The sequence below is a fragment of the Enterobacter sp. MGH 4 genome, from assembly GCF_000534735.1.
GTDB classification, from domain to species: Bacteria; Pseudomonadota; Gammaproteobacteria; order Enterobacterales; family Enterobacteriaceae; genus Enterobacter; species Enterobacter intestinihominis.
The window spans coordinates 421229-438179 of sequence record NZ_KI973293.1 but is presented as its reverse complement, the minus strand read 5'-3'; the positions used below and the strand labels follow the sequence as shown (position 1 = coordinate 438179).

16 protein-coding genes are annotated in these 16951 nt (G+C 52.1%); 10 read left to right on the top strand and 6 right to left on the bottom strand.

Annotated elements, in window-relative coordinates:
* Positions 1-8 precede the first annotated feature (8 nt).
* From L350_RS08635 to L350_RS23940, 5 genes are read left to right on the top strand one after another with little or no spacing between them, the layout of a single operon-like run.
* On the top strand, positions 9-2603 hold the full coding sequence (locus L350_RS08635; RefSeq protein ID WP_032625536.1) for an outer membrane usher protein: 2595 nt from the start codon (positions 9-11) through the stop codon (positions 2601-2603).
* 38 nt (positions 2604-2641) lie between these two features.
* Complete coding sequence (locus tag L350_RS08640) at positions 2642-3211, top strand: fimbrial protein (RefSeq protein WP_032625598.1); 570 nt, start codon at positions 2642-2644, stop codon at positions 3209-3211.
* Between the two features lie 26 nt (positions 3212-3237).
* Complete coding sequence (locus tag L350_RS08645; RefSeq protein WP_023299346.1) at positions 3238-3801, top strand: fimbrial protein; 564 nt, start codon at positions 3238-3240, stop codon at positions 3799-3801.
* Positions 3802-3815: 14 nt separating this feature from the next.
* Complete coding sequence (locus tag L350_RS08650; protein WP_032625534.1) at positions 3816-4418, top strand: fimbrial-like protein; 603 nt, start codon at positions 3816-3818, stop codon at positions 4416-4418.
* A gap of 20 nt (positions 4419-4438) precedes the next feature.
* A complete protein-coding gene (locus L350_RS23940; RefSeq protein WP_050595075.1) occupies positions 4439-5524 on the top strand; it encodes a fimbrial protein in 1086 nt (361 codons plus the stop codon).
* A 3-nt stretch (positions 5525-5527) separates the two neighbouring features.
* Here the strand turns inward: L350_RS23940 and L350_RS08655 are convergent, their stop codons facing one another.
* From L350_RS08655 to L350_RS08670, 4 genes are all read right to left on the bottom strand, one after another.
* The gene (locus L350_RS08655; protein WP_032625531.1) at positions 5528-6775 is read right to left on the bottom strand and encodes a polysaccharide deacetylase family protein; all 1248 of its coding nucleotides are present in this window, start codon (positions 6773-6775) and stop codon (positions 5528-5530) included.
* A 63-nt stretch (positions 6776-6838) separates the two neighbouring features.
* Entirely contained in the window at positions 6839-7279 is a 441-nt protein-coding gene (locus L350_RS08660; protein WP_022647075.1) for a PTS sugar transporter subunit IIA, read from the bottom strand.
* A 105-nt stretch (positions 7280-7384) separates the two neighbouring features.
* On the bottom strand, positions 7385-8155 hold the full coding sequence (locus L350_RS08665; protein ID WP_022647074.1) for an ABC transporter permease: 771 nt from the start codon (positions 8153-8155) through the stop codon (positions 7385-7387).
* On the bottom strand, positions 8152-9078 hold the full coding sequence (locus tag L350_RS08670; protein WP_003856300.1) for an ABC transporter ATP-binding protein: 927 nt from the start codon (positions 9076-9078) through the stop codon (positions 8152-8154). Before L350_RS08670 ends, L350_RS08665 begins: the two co-directional genes overlap by 4 nt.
* A gap of 107 nt (positions 9079-9185) precedes the next feature.
* On the opposite strand from L350_RS08670, the gene can reads away from it, so the two are divergent.
* Positions 9186-9848, top strand: coding sequence for a carbonate dehydratase (gene can, locus L350_RS08675; protein ID WP_003856301.1), 663 nt, complete (start codon positions 9186-9188; stop codon positions 9846-9848).
* Between the two features lie 64 nt (positions 9849-9912).
* Here can and hpt read toward each other — a convergent pair whose 3' ends face one another.
* Entirely contained in the window at positions 9913-10449 is a 537-nt protein-coding gene (gene hpt / locus L350_RS08680) for a hypoxanthine phosphoribosyltransferase (RefSeq protein ID WP_032625527.1), read from the bottom strand.
* Positions 10450-10655: 206 nt separating this feature from the next.
* On the opposite strand from hpt, the gene L350_RS08685 reads away from it, so the two are divergent.
* Positions 10656-13046, top strand: a complete 2391-nt coding sequence (locus L350_RS08685) for a glucose/quinate/shikimate family membrane-bound PQQ-dependent dehydrogenase (protein WP_032625525.1) — start codon at positions 10656-10658, stop codon at positions 13044-13046.
* 86 nt (positions 13047-13132) lie between these two features.
* Here the strand turns inward: L350_RS08685 and cueO are convergent, their stop codons facing one another.
* Positions 13133-14692, bottom strand: coding sequence for a multicopper oxidase CueO (gene cueO / locus L350_RS08690; protein ID WP_032625523.1), 1560 nt, complete (start codon positions 14690-14692; stop codon positions 13133-13135).
* Positions 14693-14837: 145 nt separating this feature from the next.
* Here cueO and L350_RS08695 point away from each other — a divergent pair, with 145 nt between their 5' ends.
* The 3 genes from L350_RS08695 (at position 14838) to speD (ending at position 16951) form a co-directional block, all read left to right on the top strand.
* A complete protein-coding gene (locus tag L350_RS08695) occupies positions 14838-15185 on the top strand; it encodes a YacC family pilotin-like protein (RefSeq protein WP_003856306.1) in 348 nt (115 codons plus the stop codon).
* Between the two features lie 101 nt (positions 15186-15286).
* Positions 15287-16156: a polyamine aminopropyltransferase gene (speE, locus tag L350_RS08700; protein ID WP_032625520.1), complete on the top strand. Its 870-nt coding sequence runs from the start codon at positions 15287-15289 to the stop codon at positions 16154-16156.
* Positions 16157-16951, top strand: a complete 795-nt coding sequence (gene speD, locus L350_RS08705; RefSeq protein ID WP_022647070.1) for an adenosylmethionine decarboxylase — start codon at positions 16157-16159, stop codon at positions 16949-16951. It begins immediately after the preceding gene.

Below are 16951 nucleotides of genomic sequence, written 5' to 3'. Positions count from 1 at the left end.
GATGAAGCATGCTATTTCAACGATCAATTTTATGTCTCGCAATCTGTGCAGCATTTCCTCTGCATGCCAGCGAGACTGAAAAAAAAGCTGTAGACACCTCATCCGAAACAGAATCGGCCATTGAATTTAATGACCAGTTCCTTATCGATAATGGTGGAGGTATCAATGTCGATCGTTATGCTTATGGCAACCCAGTTCTGCCAGGTACTTACCGTGTAAAAGTGAATTTGAATGGCAATTCAAAATCCACGGTCGAGATGACATTCATTGATAACAAAACGCCACGTGCCTCAGCATGTCTGACTAAACTCACGCTGACACAGGCAGGCGTTGATACCAGCATATTAGGCGATGATGTCAAAAACGACGAAACGTCTTGCGTAGATATCAAAAAATATTATCCCGGTGCTTCTGAAAATTTTGATAGTAGCAAGCAGGAAATGGATCTTAATTTCCCGCAAATCTACGTGCTTAAGCTTCCAGCAGGGTATGTCGATCCTTCATTATGGGATAATGGTGTTCCGGCCGGATTACTCTCATACGATCTTAATACCTGGCACAGCGAGTCAAACGGCACCAATTCAGATACCGCTTATGCGGGCTTGCATTATGGCCTGAACGTGGGGCCGTGGCGTTTACGTTCTCGCGGCAGTCTGAACTGGGACAGCGATAATGGCACACATTATTCCAGCCAGGATATCTACCTCCAGCGAGACATCACACCACTTAACGCACAGATGGTAATGGGTGATTCCTACACACGCGGTGATGTCTTTGACTCGGTGAGCCTGCGTGGTGCGCGTATGTATAACGATGACCGCATGCTCCCGGAAGGCACCTCTGGCTACGCGCCAGTAATTCGTGGTGTGGCAAACAGTAACGCCAAAGTTAGCGTAACGCAAAGCGGCAATAAAATTTATGAAACCACCGTTCCACCCGGTGCTTTCGAGATCAATGACCTCAGTACAACAGGCTATGGCAATGATTTGATTGTCACTGTAGAGGAAGCCGATGGAAGTAAACGGACGTTTACCGTTCCGTTCTCCTCAGTTACACAAATGCTCCGCCCAGGCTCCAGCCGCTGGGATGTGGGTTTAGGTGAGCTGAATGATGATTCATTGCACGATAAGCCAAACGTTGGCTACGCAACTTACGCGTATGGTCTGAATAATACCTTTACCGGTTACGTGGGTGCGCAATATACGGATATGGATTTCTACGCCAGCCTGCTTGGTCTGGCTATGAATACCCGTATTGGTGCATTCGCATTAGATGTTACCGGGTCCTATGCCGATATCGACGGGCTGGACACGCTTAAAGGGCAAAGTTATCGGCTGACCTACAGCAAAATGCTTGAAGCTACTAACACATCTCTTAACGTGGCAGCTTATCGCTTCTCTACAGAAGATTATCTCAGCCTTAACGATGCCGCCTCATTGCAGGACAGTATTCATCACGAGGAATATGGCAATCGATCTTATGACAGCAATGCCGAGCTTTATGCTGATTATCAGCGTACCAAAAACCAGATACAGGTCAGCCTGAATCAGCCATTGAATGTTAACGGTGATGAATACGGCTCACTCTATATTAGCGGCACCTGGCAGGATTACTGGAATGACTCTAGCTCCACCTCCGACTACAGCGTGGGTTACAACAATAGTTTTGCTTACGGTAGCTATAGCGTTTCTGTGCAACGCACGTACAACGAAACAGGGGAAAAGGATGACAGCGTTTATTTAAACGTCAGTATTCCATTCAGCATATTCAATAAAGATAGCGCGCAGTCAGGCGGATTTAATAACGTCAACATGAGCCTGCGCACTGATTTAAAAGGCGGTACCAGTTTTAACTCTACGGCAAGCGGCAACTCCAAAAACAGTGAAGTGAGCTATTCCGTTAGCGCCTCATCAAGCGGGGGCAACTACGGCAACCTGAACCAGGTCAGTGGCTATAGCTCATGGAACAGTCCTTACGGGCCGCTCGGTGTCTCAGCGTCCTTTGGCGATGACAATAGTAAACAGTATTCCGCGAGTTATAACGGCGGAATGGTTGTTCACTCGGGTGGCGTTGTATTTACATCCGGCAGTATCGGCGAAACGGATTCACTTGCGCTGGTAAAAGCAAGTGGCGCAACGGGTGCTCGGCTGGGTTACGGCCAAAGCCGCATTAACAGCTCCGGGTACGGGATTATGCCGTATATGTCAGCCTACAGAGAAAACCGAGTATCGCTCGATATCAGCACTCTCGAAGCAGACGTTGAAATCAAAAATACCAGCGCTGTTGCCGTACCTCGCAATGGCTCCGTTGTATTAGTGAATTTTGAAACGGATGAAGGTCGTTCGCTTGTTCTGGAATTACAACGTTCTGATAACGGCTTTATTCCGCTAGGTGCAGACGTTCTGAATGAGAAAAACGAATCTATCGGAACGGTAGGCCAGGCAGGACAAGCTTATGTACGCGGTGTGGAAGACAAAGGCGCTCTCCGGGTGGTATGGGGAAGCGATGGATCCAGCTCTTGCACGGTGCATTATCAGATTCCTGAAAATGCGAAGAAAGCAGGCTTAACCACGATTCTGAGTAATCAACAGTGCCAAATGTAATGATGTTAAAACAGGGAATCACACCCATGGGAAATAATATGAAGAAAAATCATTGCGGTTATTCATTAATCGCATTAGCAATGTTAGCGATGTCAGGTTCTGCTGCGGCAGCCGATCTCAATGTTAACTTCACTGCCAATATCCGCGAAACCACCTGCGATATGAAACTGGTCGGCGGTACGGGTTCAGATACGCAGCAAACGCTGACTATCGGTAATAACGGTCAGGTACGTTTAGATGATGTCAAAGCCGGAACGGCAAATGCCAATTTCAAAATTGTGCTCGTTGAATGCCCGGCGTCGCTAACCTCGTTAAAAACAACCGTAAAAGGAACCAAATCAGGTTATTTAGCTAGCGGCCTTGTTAACCAGATTGCAAAAACTAACGGTGGCGCTGATTACTCTGCGGCTGAAATCGCCAGAGCCGATGCACCAAATACTCCTTTTATCATTAACTCAACCCTGGATTCAGAGCGCCTGGTCTGGAGTCCGACAGAAATCCAGAATAAGGAAGTTGCTCTGGTGGCCACCTTACGTGAAACAAAAGAAAACAGCATGACCATTGGTGATTTTCAGGCCGTGGCGACCTTTGAATTTAGCTACGAGTGATTAGTGCAGGAAAACGGAGCAACATTATGAAATTCAATTCTACTTTTATCGCCCTGTCCGTTTCTGCTCTTCTGTTCTCGGGAATGGCAAGCGCAGCAATTACAGGCACCCCTAGTGTCGAATTAACGATTAAATCAAAAATTGTATCAGGCACATGTACCGCAAAAGTACTTAACGACGCAGGCACAGCCTCCACTGAAATTGCGTTCGGCGACGTATACAAATCCGATCTGGTGAACAAAACCCGAGTCGAGCCGCTCAAGATTAGTTTCACCAACTGTTCTGGAGTAACCAAGGCAACGGTGTCCGCTGCGAAAGGCGCTGGTGGTGAATGCAGTGGCGTCAACAAGACGGGTGATTCTTACTCTGGCGGCTTAGCAACGGGCTTTGAGATCTGGTCGGGTGTTGTCGATACTGGCGAGCTTATGAGCTGTAACACGCCTCCGGCTGCTAAGGATGTCACCATTACTGATGGTACCGGTGAATTCCCGATGAATTCCCGTATCGTTATCGGGCAAGGCCAAACCATTGCTGATGTAGGCGCGGGGGCGGTTACTGCGCCAGTCACGTTTACTATCGCTTATCCATAAGACCAGGAACCAGTATGCAACAATCACCGTTCACTTTATACCAGCCCGGTCTTGTGTTGCTTATGGGCTTGGCTGGTGGCATCTTGCCTGGCGTAAGCCAGGCAAGCTCAGGATTAGACGTAAATATTACCGCTAACATTGTTAATAGCACCTGTAAGATGACCGTGGAAAATGACGGCGAAATTTATCTCCCCAATGCGATGCGCAGTTGGTTTTATAACCCGGATGGTAGCGATCGTTTTACTGCAACCGATGATGCAGGCGGTACGCCTTTTAAGATCCATGTAGATGATTGCTATGGAGACAGCGGTACGGCTAAAAAGCTGAGTTTTAGCTTTTCGCCGCAGTCGGGTTTCTGGCCAGGACAAAATCAGGTTTTCAAAAGTGATGATACCGCCGCAGGCGCGGCAAAAAATGTCGGCCTCGTCGTTTTCTCAGAAAAATATAAAAAGAATGTTTTAAACAACGACGGCACGTCAAAAATCACTTATGACGTAAGCGGTCAGGATACTGCATTTTTAACGGATTATCAGTTCTATGCCCGATATCAAAATATTGGCGTAGTGGCTGGTGGTGTCGTTACCAGTAAAGTATTGGTTGACGTCACTTACGAATAATAATCAGAACAGGAAAAAGGATGAGAATGTTCAACTTTATAAGACAGGGTTTCAACGTGAAAGGCACAATGGCGTTTGCCATGGCGAGCGCGTTATTAACCCTCAGCCACTCCTGCTGGGCAGATGAGTGCCGCATGAATAATGGAAAAGGCGGCACAACCACGCTGATCAATTCTGACTACTCAGGTGGCACCGTACGTCTTCCCCCTCCGGGTAATTATGCCAGTACTCTTTTTAACGTTAACCTGACACCAGGCATTCAGGCCGAATGTGGTATGGGGGACGATGGTTTTAACCTCGTGTCACAAACAAACCCGATCTTGCTGATGGGGAGCAGTTATGGCAGGGCTATGTTTGAAACAAATATTCCGGGGATTTATTATTCCGTAAGGGTGCACACCGCAGAAAGCGATGGAGGCATGGGTGGTTACTTCGCTATGAATACTACTGGCTGGACTACCGTTGCATCCTCAGGTAAGTCTGACCCCTGGGATAGAAAATGGATAAACACCTCAGTTCAAATTTATATTGATGAAGGTTACAGAGGCAACCCGAACAAAGAAACCGCAATCAGACCCAAACCCGGCACTCTGGGTAAAATGGCTATTGGTAATCCAGATGATACTAACAACCGACCATGGACATTTGTGGTCAACGAGGACTCATTCCAGATCCCGATCGTTCTTCCAACCTGCGACATGGCCATGCTATCGGATGGTACTAATAATGTTAACCTGGGAGAATATTATGTTTCAGACATTAAAAACAATCGGGTTAAGGATATCCCTTTTTCCATTAGCTTAAGCAATTGTACCGGTGTGGCAAATATCACAACCAAACTCACCACCTCAAAGCTAACCGGAAAAAATAATGATCTTCTTGGTAATACGCTTTCGTCCGGAGCTGAAGGCGCAGGCGTGAAAATCATGTATAACGGAACCTCTCAACTTCTGCCGAATAATCCTGACTCATCCTATGTCATAACGGATTACCAAACCCCTGAATCCAAGCAAATTAATTATGTTGCTCAACTGGTAGCAAACGGAAACACAGTGAAACCGGGGTCGTTTAAAGCCACCGGCGTATTCACCCTTTCATACGATTAACCGCTATCCCTGCGGCTGATTACTGATCAGCCGCGACATCGTCTCCAGTGAGTCCGTTCTTAAGATATACAAACGCTTCAACAGGAACGGATTATCCCCCGGCTTCACCTTCCCCTTCATCGTCGTCACTGCCATATGAAAACCAGCCTCATTCGCTGCCTTTATCGCTTTATTGTCATAGCCGCCAAATGGATACGACACATACAATACGCGCGGGTTGAACTGAGCCAGTGCACGACGTGAGCGTTCAAAATCAAACAGGATCACGTGATAGCTACGGCTCAACAGGATGGGGTGTTTATAGCCATCCACGCGATGCAGGAAATGAGTGTGAGACTGAATGTCGAACACATCCTGGATGCCCTTAATTTCCTGAACGCTCATAAACTGCAGCGATTTTGGATCCCACTTCTGCGGGTGGCCTTTGATTCGGGATGAAATTATAAACGCCGTCGCGTTGAAGCCATACTCTTTTAGCACCGGATACGCATAGCGGCTCACCGATTTCAGGCCATCATCAAAAGTGATCACCACCGCTTTCGCGGGCAGGTTCATCTTGTTACGTACGTACCCTTCAAGCTGGTACATCGTCAGCGTGGTATAGCCCTGATCGCGTAACCAGGCCATCTGATTATTAAACGCACGTACGCTGGTCGTCGTGGAGGTATGTCGAAAACGGGTGTTCTCTTCATCACGCAAAATATGATGGTAGGTCAGAACCGGTAGCCCGTTATCTTCCTGCGCATCCAGGCTGCTTACCCATGCCAGACGATTACCGATGCGGATCTGGAACCAGGTCTGGTTCAGGCGGTCTTTCAGCTTATTCAGAATCGGATAGCGAAGATTAGCGCTTAAGGTGCCAAAGGGCGCGCTTCCGCTGCTGGGGGCGTTATACACCGGCGTGTCTTTCCAGGTAATGAGGTTTTGATTACTGAGCGGCTTGTTCAAGTCACCCAAACTATCCTCAACGCGTTGTTTGCCCTGAACTTTTTCAAGGTGGTCTTTATCAATAAACCCCGTACCGAATCCGAAACGAAATTCATAGTAATCCGCCGCGGCCGGAAAGACAGCGAGGATCTGCCCGGCGCGGACATTCCCCACATTCACAACGGCATTTCCCACCTGCGCCCAGATGGCCGCATCTTCGGTGGTTTGCATATATTGGGCAGGAAGGCCTTGCTGACTGGTCAGGCTGGCAGACGCACCACCGGAAACCACGAGCAGAAGGATAAAGATAACGCGTTTGAGCATGGAATATAAATCGACACAGAAAATCAGCCGCCATTGTAACAAAAGCGGCATCAATACCAATGTTTAATGCTTATACAGATCGTGAAGCAGAACAAAAGGCGGGTTCTTCTGCTGCTGGTGCCACAAGCTGCTCACGCCCGGCGAGCCCTGCGCCACAATGGCGTGACGAAACTCAGCGCTGCTCAACGTTGCGCGCAGCGGATACATCGCTTCGAGTAAAGGCAGGCTGATACCGGAGATTACTTCACAGTTATCGTGCTTATGGCTCATTAGGGCAGCCGCACGGTATGGCGCCGCGCCGGATCTGTCAGTGAGAAAAATCACGCCATCGCCGGTGTCGGTTTCATGCAGCGCGTCACACATCATCCGGCTGAGCATATTGGTGCTCAGCCCTCGCCAGTAATTTACCGCACGACATTGCGCCAGGGGGCCAAATCGGGCCTCCAGCTTAAGCAGCATTTCCTGTGCCTCTTCATCGTGGCAGGTGATCACCCATCCCAGCATAACGTCTCTCCTTAGCAGGCGAGTAGTTTATCCAGGTGAAGGTTAGTTTACGGTGATAACTGTCAAAGAAAGTGCCCGGCAAACAGAACGTCGCCGGGCAGAAGGTTAGCTACGCAGCCCGCGTCCGCGCTGGATCAGATACCAGCACAGCAGATAGAATGCCACGATAAACACCACCAGCACCACAACGGTGGTGAACAGCGGGACATCGGCAATGCCGAGGAAGCCAAAGCGGAAGCCGCTGATCATGTAGACAATCGGGTTCAGGTGCGACAGCGCCTGCCAGAACGGCGGCAACAGCGTCAGGGAGTAAAACACCCCGCCCAGATAGGTCAGCGGCGTCAGCACGAAGGTCGGGATCAGGCTGATGTCATCAAACGTTTTAGCAAACACCGCGTTCAGCAGCCCGGCGAGGGAGAACAGGATCGCCGTCAGCAATAATGTGAGCGCCACGAACAGCCACGAATGCACCTGGAACGGGACGAAGAACAACGAAATCGCCGTCACCAGAATCCCCACGCACAGCCCGCGCGCTACGCCGCCGCCCACGTAACCGGCGATGATCACATGCGTTGGCACCGGGGCCACCAGCAGCTCTTCAATGTTGCGCTGGAACTTGGCGCTAAAGAACGACGACGCTACGTTCGCGTAAGCGTTGGTGATCACCGCCATCATGATCAGGCCCGGCACGATAAACTGCATATAGGTAAAACCGTGCATCTCACCAATGCGGGAGCCAATCAGGTTACCGAAAATGATGAAGTAGAGCGTCATGGTGATCACCGGCGGCACCAGGGTTTGCACCCAGATACGCATAAAGCGGTTAATCTCTTTTGCCCAGATGCTTTTCAGCGCGACCCAGTAAAGATGCGTCATGCCTTGTCTCCTTGTTTGTCGTGCACCAGAGAGACAAACAGCTCTTCCAGTCGGTTTGCTTTGTTACGCATGCTTAATACCTGAATGCCCTGCGCACTCAACTGTGAGAACACGCTGTTGATACCCTGCTCGCGCAGCACTTCTACCTCCAGCGTCGAGGTATCGACCAGGCGATAGTTGTAGCCCTCCAGTTTCGGCAGCGCGCTTTTCGCCGCCAGATCGAGGATAAAGGTCTCTGATTTGAGCTTGGAAAGCAGATTCTTCATCGAGGTGTTTTCCACCAGCTCGCCGTGCTGAATGATGCCGATATTGCGGCACAGCATTTCCGCCTCTTCCAGATAGTGCGTGGTCAGAATGATGGTGGTGCCTTTATCGTTCAGATCTTTCAGGAAGCCCCACATGGAACGACGCAGTTCAATATCCACCCCAGCAGTCGGCTCATCAAGGATAAGCAGCTTTGGCTCGTGCATCAGCGCGCGGGCAATCATCAGGCGGCGCTTCATCCCCCCGGACAACATCCGCGCGCGTTCGTTACGCTTCTCCCACAGGTCGAGCTGTTTCAGATACTTTTCGCTGCGCTCAAGCGCCTCTTTGCGCTCAACGCCATAATAACCCGCCTGGTTAACAACAATCTGCTGTACCGTCTCAAACGGGTTGAAGTTGAACTCCTGCGGCACCAGCCCCAGCTGACGCTTGGCGTTGACCACATCTTTTTGCAGATCGTAGCCAAACACGCTGACGCGGCCGGAGGTTTTATTGACCAGCGAGCTGATGATCCCGATGGTGGTGGATTTCCCCGCCCCGTTCGGCCCCAGAAGCGCGTAGAAATCTCCCGCTTCGACTTTAAGATCTATCCCGCGCAGCGCCTGAACGCCCCCCGGGTAGGTTTTTTTGAGCTGTTCAAGCTCCAGTGCAATCGCCATGAATTCAACTTACCTTAAGTTCTGACACACGTTGTGTGGTTTCATTAAAAGTCGGGTTACCCTATAGTAGCGCAACGCAATCACTTGGTTACAGGTCGCTAACCTCCATGAACGACATAGATACACTCATCAGCAACAATGCACTATGGTCAAAAATGCTGGTGGAGGAAGACCCCGGATTTTTTGGAAAACTCGCGCAAGCGCAGAACCCGCGCTTTCTCTGGATTGGATGTTCTGACAGCCGTGTCCCCGCCGAACGTCTGACGGGTCTTGAACCTGGCGAACTGTTTGTTCACCGCAATGTGGCTAACCTGGTTATTCATACCGATCTCAACTGCCTTTCGGTTGTGCAGTACGCCGTTGACGTTCTTGAGGTTGAGCACATCATTATTTGTGGCCACTACGGCTGCGGCGGCGTGCAGGCGGCGGTCGAAAACACAGAGCTGGGGTTAATCGATAACTGGCTGCTGCACATTCGTGATATCTGGTTCAAACATAGCTCACTGCTGGGCGAAATGCCGCAGGAGCGCCGTCTCGACACCCTGTGTGAGCTGAACGTAATGGAGCAGGTCTATAACCTGGGCCATTCGACGATTATGCAGTCTGCCTGGAAACGCGGGCAGAAGGTCTCCATCCACGGCTGGGCGTACGGTATTCACGACGGTCTGCTGCGCAATCTGGAAGTGACCGCCACCAACCGCGAAACGCTGGAACAGCGTTACCGCTCGGGAATTGCCAACCTCAAGCTTAAGCATGTGAACCATAAATAACAAAGCCGGGGGTTTTCACCCTCTCCCTGTGGGAGAGGGCTGGGGTGAGGGCATCAGCCCGCAATTATTCGTCCAGAATCACTACTTTCCCAACATACGGCAGATGGCGATAACGCTGCGCGTAATCAATGCCGTAACCCACCACGAATTCGTCCGGGATGGAGAAACCAACGAACTCCACCGGCACCTGCACTTCACGGCGCTCAGGCTTATCCAGCAGGGTACAAATCGCCAGTGATTTTGGTTCACGCAGGCTCAGGATCTCACGAACTTTAGAGAGCGTGTTGCCGGAGTCGATGATGTCCTCAACAATCAACACATCTTTGCCACGAATATCTTCATCCAAATCTTTCAGGATTTTCACATCACGGGTTGTGGACATGCCGCTGCCGTAACTGGAGGCGGTCATAAAATCGACCTCGTGCGGCACCTGCACTTCACGGCACAGGTCTGCCATGAACATGAAAGAACCACGCAACAGACCGACCAGCACCATTTCGCTGTCGCTGTCCTTGTAATGTTCGGTGATTTGACGACCCAGTTCGGCGATACGCGCTTTGATCTCGGCTTCCGGGATCATCACTTCAACAGTATGTTTCATATTACTAACCAAATGATTTTAGTGAAAATCTCTCAATGCGGATGACTCTCGCTCCGGCATCGATACGCAAGCCAGCCATTATACCAGTAAATGGATTGCCCTGGCGTATGAGTTATAAAAAGCAATATTTGTGATTCCGATCACAGTTGTTAATACCTATAATTAATTGCTAGCAAATAATTAACAAAACTGACGAGTACTTTTCTATGGCTGAAACAAAAACTAAACAGCCGCGTCTACTGGTGACATTAACAGCCGCGTTTGCCGCATTCTGCGCGCTGTATTTGTTAATCGGTGGCGTATGGCTGGTCGCGATTGGCGGCTCCTGGTACTACCCGATTGCGGGTCTGGTTATGGTTGGCGTAACCGTCCTGCTTTTACGCAGAAAACAATCTGCTCTGTGGCTGTACGCAGCGTTACTGCTCGCAACCATGATCTGGGGCGTCTGGGAGGTCGGATTCGACTTCTGGGCGTTGACGCCGCGCAGCGACATTCTGGTCTTCTTCGGTATCTGGCTGATCCTGCCGTTTGTCTGGCGTCGTCTGATCGTCCCTTCCAGTGGTGCTGTAGCCGGTCTGGTCGTTGCCCTGCTGATTAGTGGCGGCATCCTGACCTGGGCCGGATTCAACGACCCGCAGGAGATCCACGGTACGCTAAACACTGAATCCACACAGGCTGCGGCTATTTCGCAGGTGGCTGACGGCGACTGGCCAGCCTATGGTCGAAATCAGGAAGGTCAACGTTACTCCCCGCTGAAGCAGATCAACGCTGACAACGTGAAAAACCTGAAGGAAGCCTGGGTATTCCGTACCGGCGACCTGAAAATGCCGAACGATCCGGGTGAGCTGACCAACGAAGTGACCCCGATTAAAGTGGGCAACATGCTCTACCTGTGTACGGCGCACCAGCGTCTGTTCGCGCTCGACGCGGCCACCGGTAAAGAGAAATGGCACTTTGATCCACAGCTGAACTCCAACCCGTCGTTCCAGCACATCACCTGCCGCGGCGTCTCTTACCACGAAGCGCGCGCTGATAATGCCAGCCCGGAAGTCATTGCCGACTGTCCTCGCCGCATTATGCTGCCGGTGAACGATGGCCGCCTGTTTGCCATCAACGCTGAGACCGGTAAGCTGTGCGAAACCTTCGCTAACAAAGGCATTCTGAATCTTCAGACCAACATGCCGGACACTACGCCGGGTCTGTATGAGCCGACCTCCCCGCCAATCATTACCGATAAAACCATCGTGATTGCCGGTTCGGTAACGGATAACTTCTCTACCCGCGAAACCTCCGGCGTTATCCGTGGTTTCGACGTGAACACCGGTAAACTGCTGTGGGCCTTCGACCCGGGCGCGAAAGATCCCAACGCGATCCCATCGGATGAACACACCTTTACCTTTAACTCACCGAACTCCTGGGCACCGGCAGCGTATGACGCGAAGCTGGACCTGGTTTACCTGCCGATGGGCGTGACCACGCCGGATATCTGGGGTGGTAACCGTACGCCGGAGCAGGAACGTTACGCCAGCTCCATCGTGGCGCTGAACGCAACGACCGGTAAACTGGCATGGAGCTACCAGACCGTTCACCACGATCTGTGGGATATGGATATGCCGTCCCAGCCGACGCTGGCGGACATTACCGTTAACGGTAAAACCGTTCCGGTGATTTACGCCCCGGCCAAAACCGGCAACATCTTCGTGCTGGATCGCAGCAACGGTAAGCTGGTTGTTCCTGCGCCGGAAAAACCGGTTCCGCAGGGTGCGGCCAAAGGCGACTACGTCACCAAAACGCAGCCGTTCTCTGATCTGAGTTTCCGTCCGGAGAAAGACCTCAGCGGTGCAGACATGTGGGGTGCCACGATGTTTGACCAGCTGGTATGCCGCGTGATGTTCCACCAGCTGCGCTATGAAGGCATCTTCACGCCGCCGTCAGAGCAGGGCACGCTGGTCTTCCCGGGTAACCTGGGGATGTTCGAGTGGGGTGGGATCTCCGTTGACCCTAACCGTCAGGTCGCCATCGCTAACCCAATGGCGCTGCCGTTCGTTTCCCGTCTGATCCCACGCGGTCCGGGTAACCCAATGGAGCAGCCGAAAGATGCGAAAGGCAGCGGTACCGAAGCCGGTATCCAGCCGCAGTATGGCGTTCCTTATGGTGTGACCCTGAATCCGTTCCTTTCTCCGTTCGGTCTGCCGTGTAAACAGCCTGCCTGGGGTTACATCTCCGGTCTGGATCTGAAGACCAACAAGATCGTCTGGAAGAAACGTATTGGTACGCCACAGGACAGCATGCCGTTCCCGATGCCTGTTCCAGTGCCGTTCAATATGGGTATGCCAATGCTGGGTGGCCCAATCTCCACCGCCGGTAACGTGCTGTTCATCGCGGCAACCGCAGATAACTACCTGCGCGCGTACAACATGACCAACGGTGAAAAACTGTGGCAAGGCCGTCTGCCAGCCGGTGGACAGGCAACGCCGATGACCTATGAAGTGAATGGCAAGCAGTACGTTGTCATCTCCGCAGGTGGTCACGGTTCGTTTGGCACGAAGATGGGCGACTATATTGTCGCGTATGCACTGCCTGACGACGCTAAGTAATGAAAAAGCCCGGTGGCGCTAACGCATACCGGGCTTTCGGGTGTCCTATGTAGGCCGGGTAAGGCGAAGCCGCCACCCGGCTTTTTTTATACGGTAAAGCCCAGCATCATCCCCGTATCTTCATGCTCCAGCAGATGGCAGTGGGCCATATAGGCAAACTCTTTCGGCGCTTCGTGGTCGAACTTCACCAGCACCTCGCTGACACCGCCTTCCACCCTCACCGTATCTTTCCAGCCCCGGCGATGCGCGTCCGGCGCTTTACCGTTCTCAGAGAGAATACGGAACTGCGTGCCGTGGATATGGAACGGGTGCAGCATCATGTCGCCTTCGCCTGAAATCACCCAGCGTTCAAACTGCCCTTTCGTGGCGGCGAACATGGGCGTGTTCATATCGAACGCTTTGCCGTTGATGCGGTTGGCGTTGTGGAAATCGAAACCATGGCCGCCGTGATCCATGCCGCCCATTTTACCGTGGTCCATATTCATATGGCCCATCATCTGGCCGTGGTGCATTCCCGCCATGGCCTGATTGCCGTACTTCTTCATCAGCGCCTGCATGCCCATCATGTCGAGCATCGGGTCCATGGAGAGCTGAAGTTTACGCTGCGTAAGCCCGTCCAGCGACGGGAGTGCGGGTAGCGTGGTGAGGGCGTCCGGCAGCGTACCGGAAGCGGCGATCTGTAGCGGCTGAATGCGCAGGACCGGATGGGGTTTATCAAACGGCGCAACGGCCATCCCCATCTGGCTGACCGGCAGGGTCACCAGGTCAAACGCTTTGCCATCGCTGATATCCACCAGCACCTCGAAGCGCTCGCCCATCAGCATCGGCAGCTCGCTCACCTTCACCGGTTCCGGCAGCAGGCCGCCGTCGCTTGCCACCACATACAGCGGGCGTTTATCGCTGGTGGCGAAGTTCAGCGAGCGGGCGTTACAGCCATTTAGCAGGCGTAAACGCAGCCAGCCTTTTGGCGCGGCATGCTGCGGGTAGATTGCGCCGTTGGTCAGCAGCGTATCGCCAAACCAGCCTACCGCCGCGCTCATTACGTCCAGCTGATAGTCAATTTGCCCGTCAGCGCTGAATTTTTTGTCCTGCACAATCACCGGGACATCGTCGATCCCCCACTGTTTTGGCAGGCGCAGCAGGCGGCTTTCATCGTCTTCAATCAGCACCAGACCGGCCAGCCCCATCGCCACCTGATGGCCCGTTTTGCCATGCTGATGCGGGTGGAACCAGCAGGTCGCCGCACGCTGGTCAGGAGTAAAGGTGACGCTGCGTTTACCACCAGGCCTGATGACGCCCTGAGGCCCCCCATCCACTTCGCCCGGGACTTCCAGCCCATGCCAGTGCAGCGTGGTCTCTTGCGCTAGTGTGTTATGAATGTCTACCGTCACCGCCTTCCCTTTGCGTAACTGCAACGCAGGGCCGAGCAAATTGCCGTTATAACCCCACGTCGTGGCGGCGTGCTGACCGAACGTGGTTTTACCGGCCTGCACCACAAGCTGAATGCGGCTGCGGGCATCTGCGGCGAGTAATTCAGGTATGGGTAAAGCAGGTCTGTCGGCGGCAAAAACGGCGCGGCTCCAGAGCGGTAACGCGCTGGCAACCCCCAGCGCGGCAGAAAATTTTAAAAAATCACGACGTTGCATGTGCATTTCCTTATTTCCAGCAGGCGATCTTTTGAGCATAAACCCTCCCCTTACCGGAAGGTCAAGCACGGCGGCAATAATAAAGATCGTCGGCCTGGCATCAAGTATGCTAACGTTAATTTTCCGTGATGCAGTGGTAAAGGCAATGAAGACGTTTTTCAGAACAATTTTGTTCGCCAGCCTGATGGCGATGTGTGCGAACAGTTACGCGCTAAGTGAAAACGAAGCGGAAGATATGGCCGATCTGACGGCAGTTTTTGTTTTTCTGAAAAACGATTGTGGTTACCAGAATTTACCCAATGGGCAAATTCGTCGCGCACTGGTCTTTTTTGCCCAGCAGAACCAATGGGACCTCAGCAACTACGACAGCTTCGACATGAAGGCGCTCGGTGAAGACAGCTACCGTGATTTAAGCGGTATTGGCATTCCCACTGCTAAAAAATGCAAAGCGCTGGCTCGCGATTCACTCAGCCTGCTCGCCTACGTGAAGTAACCTTCCCGACGCCCCTTGTTGACCCGCTAACCGCTTCACGGCGGTGTTGTGTTGCGCCCATCTGCCGGATGTAATGGATGCTAACGAAGGAGGTGCTCCCCATGACCGAAAAAACGGTATGGCAAGAAACGCTGCATGACCAGTTTGGTCAGTATTTTGCCGTGGATAACGTGCTCTATCATGAGAAAACCGCTCATCAGGATCTGATAATCTTCGAAAACGCCGCCTTTGGCCGCGTAATGGCGCTGGACGGCGTGGTGCAAACCACCGAGCGCGACGAGTTTATCTATCACGAAATGATGACCCACGTCCCGCTGCTGGCCCACGGCCACGCGAAGGACGTGCTGATTATCGGCGGCGGCGACGGCGCGATGCTGCGTGAAGTCTCGCGTCATCAGAATGTCGAAACCATCACCATGGTGGAAATCGACGCCGGTGTGGTGTCGTTCTGCCGCCAGTATCTGCCCAACCACAATGCTGGCAGCTATGACGATCCGCGGTTTAATCTGGTTATCGACGATGGCGTCAATTTTGTTAACCAGACCACGCAAACGTTTGATGTCATTATCTCTGACTGTACCGACCCTATCGGCCCCGGCGCGTCGCTGTTTACCTCGTCGTTTTACGAAGGCTGCAAGCGCTGCCTGAAGCCTGGCGGGATTTTTGTGGCGCAAAACGGCGTTTGCTTCCTGCAACAGGATGAAGCGCTTGATAGCCACCGTAAGCTGAGCACCTATTTTGCTGACGTCAGCTTCTACCAGGCGGCGATCCCCACTTACTACGGCGGGATCATGACCTTTGCCTGGGCGACGGATAACGACGTCCTGCGCCATCTCTCCACCGAAATTATCCAGGCCCGCTTCCACCAGGCCGGACTCAAATGCCGATACTACAACCCGGCGATCCACACCGCAGCCTTTGCGTTGCCTCAATATCTGCAAGACGCGCTGTCCTCAAAGGAGGTGAACTAATTGAAAAAGCTTAAACTGCATGGCTTTAACAATCTGACCAAAAGCCTGAGTTTTTGTATTTACGATATCTGCTACGCCAAAACAGCAGAAGAGCGCGATGGTTATATCGCCTATATCGATGAACTCTACAACGCCAACCGTCTGACCGAGATCCTGACAGAGACCTGCTCGATTATCGGCGCCAACATCCTGAATATCGCGCGCCAGGATTACGAGCCGCAGGGAGCAAGCGTCACCATTCTGGTCAGTGAAGAGCCGGTTGACCCGCAGCTTATCGACAAAACCGAGCACCCCGGCCCACTGCCAGAAGTGGTTGTCGCCCACCTGGATAAAAGCCATATCTGCGTGCACACCTACCCGGAAAGCCACCCGGAAGGCGGACTGTGTACCTTCCGCGCGGATATCGAGGTGTCGACCTGCGGCGTGATTTCACCGCTGAATGCGTTGAATTATTTAATCCACCAGCTGGAATCCGATATCGTCACTATTGATTATCGCGTACGCGGTTTTACCCGTGATATCAACGGCATGAAGCACTTCATCGATCATGAGATCAACTCCATTCAGAACTTCATGTCCGACGACATGAAATCGCTGTACGACATGATGGATGTGAACGTCTATCAGGAGAATATCTTCCACACCAAAATGTTACTTAAGGAATTCGACCTTAAGCACTACATGTTCCACACGAAACCGGAAGATTTAAGCGAAGAAGAGCGTAAGGTCATTACCGACCTGCTCTGGAAAGAGATGCGCGAAATTTACTACGGCCGTAACATTCCGACCGTGTAA

Excerpts from the sequence above, each read along its gene's own strand:
- L350_RS08635 (WP_032625536.1), top strand. The coding sequence starts at position 9 with ATGCTATTTCAACGATCAATTTTATGTCTCGCAATCTGTGCAGCATTT.
- L350_RS08640 (WP_032625598.1), top strand. The coding sequence starts at position 2,642 with ATGAAGAAAAATCATTGCGGTTATTCATTAATCGCATTAGCAATGTTA.
- L350_RS08645 (WP_023299346.1), top strand. The coding sequence starts at position 3,238 with ATGAAATTCAATTCTACTTTTATCGCCCTGTCCGTTTCTGCTCTTCTG.
- L350_RS08650 (WP_032625534.1), top strand. The coding sequence starts at position 3,816 with ATGCAACAATCACCGTTCACTTTATACCAGCCCGGTCTTGTGTTGCTT.
- L350_RS23940 (WP_050595075.1), top strand. The coding sequence starts at position 4,439 with ATGAGAATGTTCAACTTTATAAGACAGGGTTTCAACGTGAAAGGCACA.
- L350_RS08655 (WP_032625531.1), bottom strand. The coding sequence starts at position 6,775 with ATGCTCAAACGCGTTATCTTTATCCTTCTGCTCGTGGTTTCCGGTGGT.
- L350_RS08660 (WP_022647075.1), bottom strand. The coding sequence starts at position 7,279 with ATGCTGGGATGGGTGATCACCTGCCACGATGAAGAGGCACAGGAAATG.
- L350_RS08665 (WP_022647074.1), bottom strand. The coding sequence starts at position 8,155 with ATGACGCATCTTTACTGGGTCGCGCTGAAAAGCATCTGGGCAAAAGAG.
- L350_RS08670 (WP_003856300.1), bottom strand. The coding sequence starts at position 9,078 with ATGGCGATTGCACTGGAGCTTGAACAGCTCAAAAAAACCTACCCGGGG.
- can (WP_003856301.1), top strand. The coding sequence starts at position 9,186 with ATGAACGACATAGATACACTCATCAGCAACAATGCACTATGGTCAAAA.
- hpt (WP_032625527.1), bottom strand. The coding sequence starts at position 10,449 with ATGAAACATACTGTTGAAGTGATGATCCCGGAAGCCGAGATCAAAGCG.
- L350_RS08685 (WP_032625525.1), top strand. The coding sequence starts at position 10,656 with ATGGCTGAAACAAAAACTAAACAGCCGCGTCTACTGGTGACATTAACA.
- cueO (WP_032625523.1), bottom strand. The coding sequence starts at position 14,692 with ATGCAACGTCGTGATTTTTTAAAATTTTCTGCCGCGCTGGGGGTTGCC.
- L350_RS08695 (WP_003856306.1), top strand. The coding sequence starts at position 14,838 with ATGAAGACGTTTTTCAGAACAATTTTGTTCGCCAGCCTGATGGCGATG.
- speE (WP_032625520.1), top strand. The coding sequence starts at position 15,287 with ATGACCGAAAAAACGGTATGGCAAGAAACGCTGCATGACCAGTTTGGT.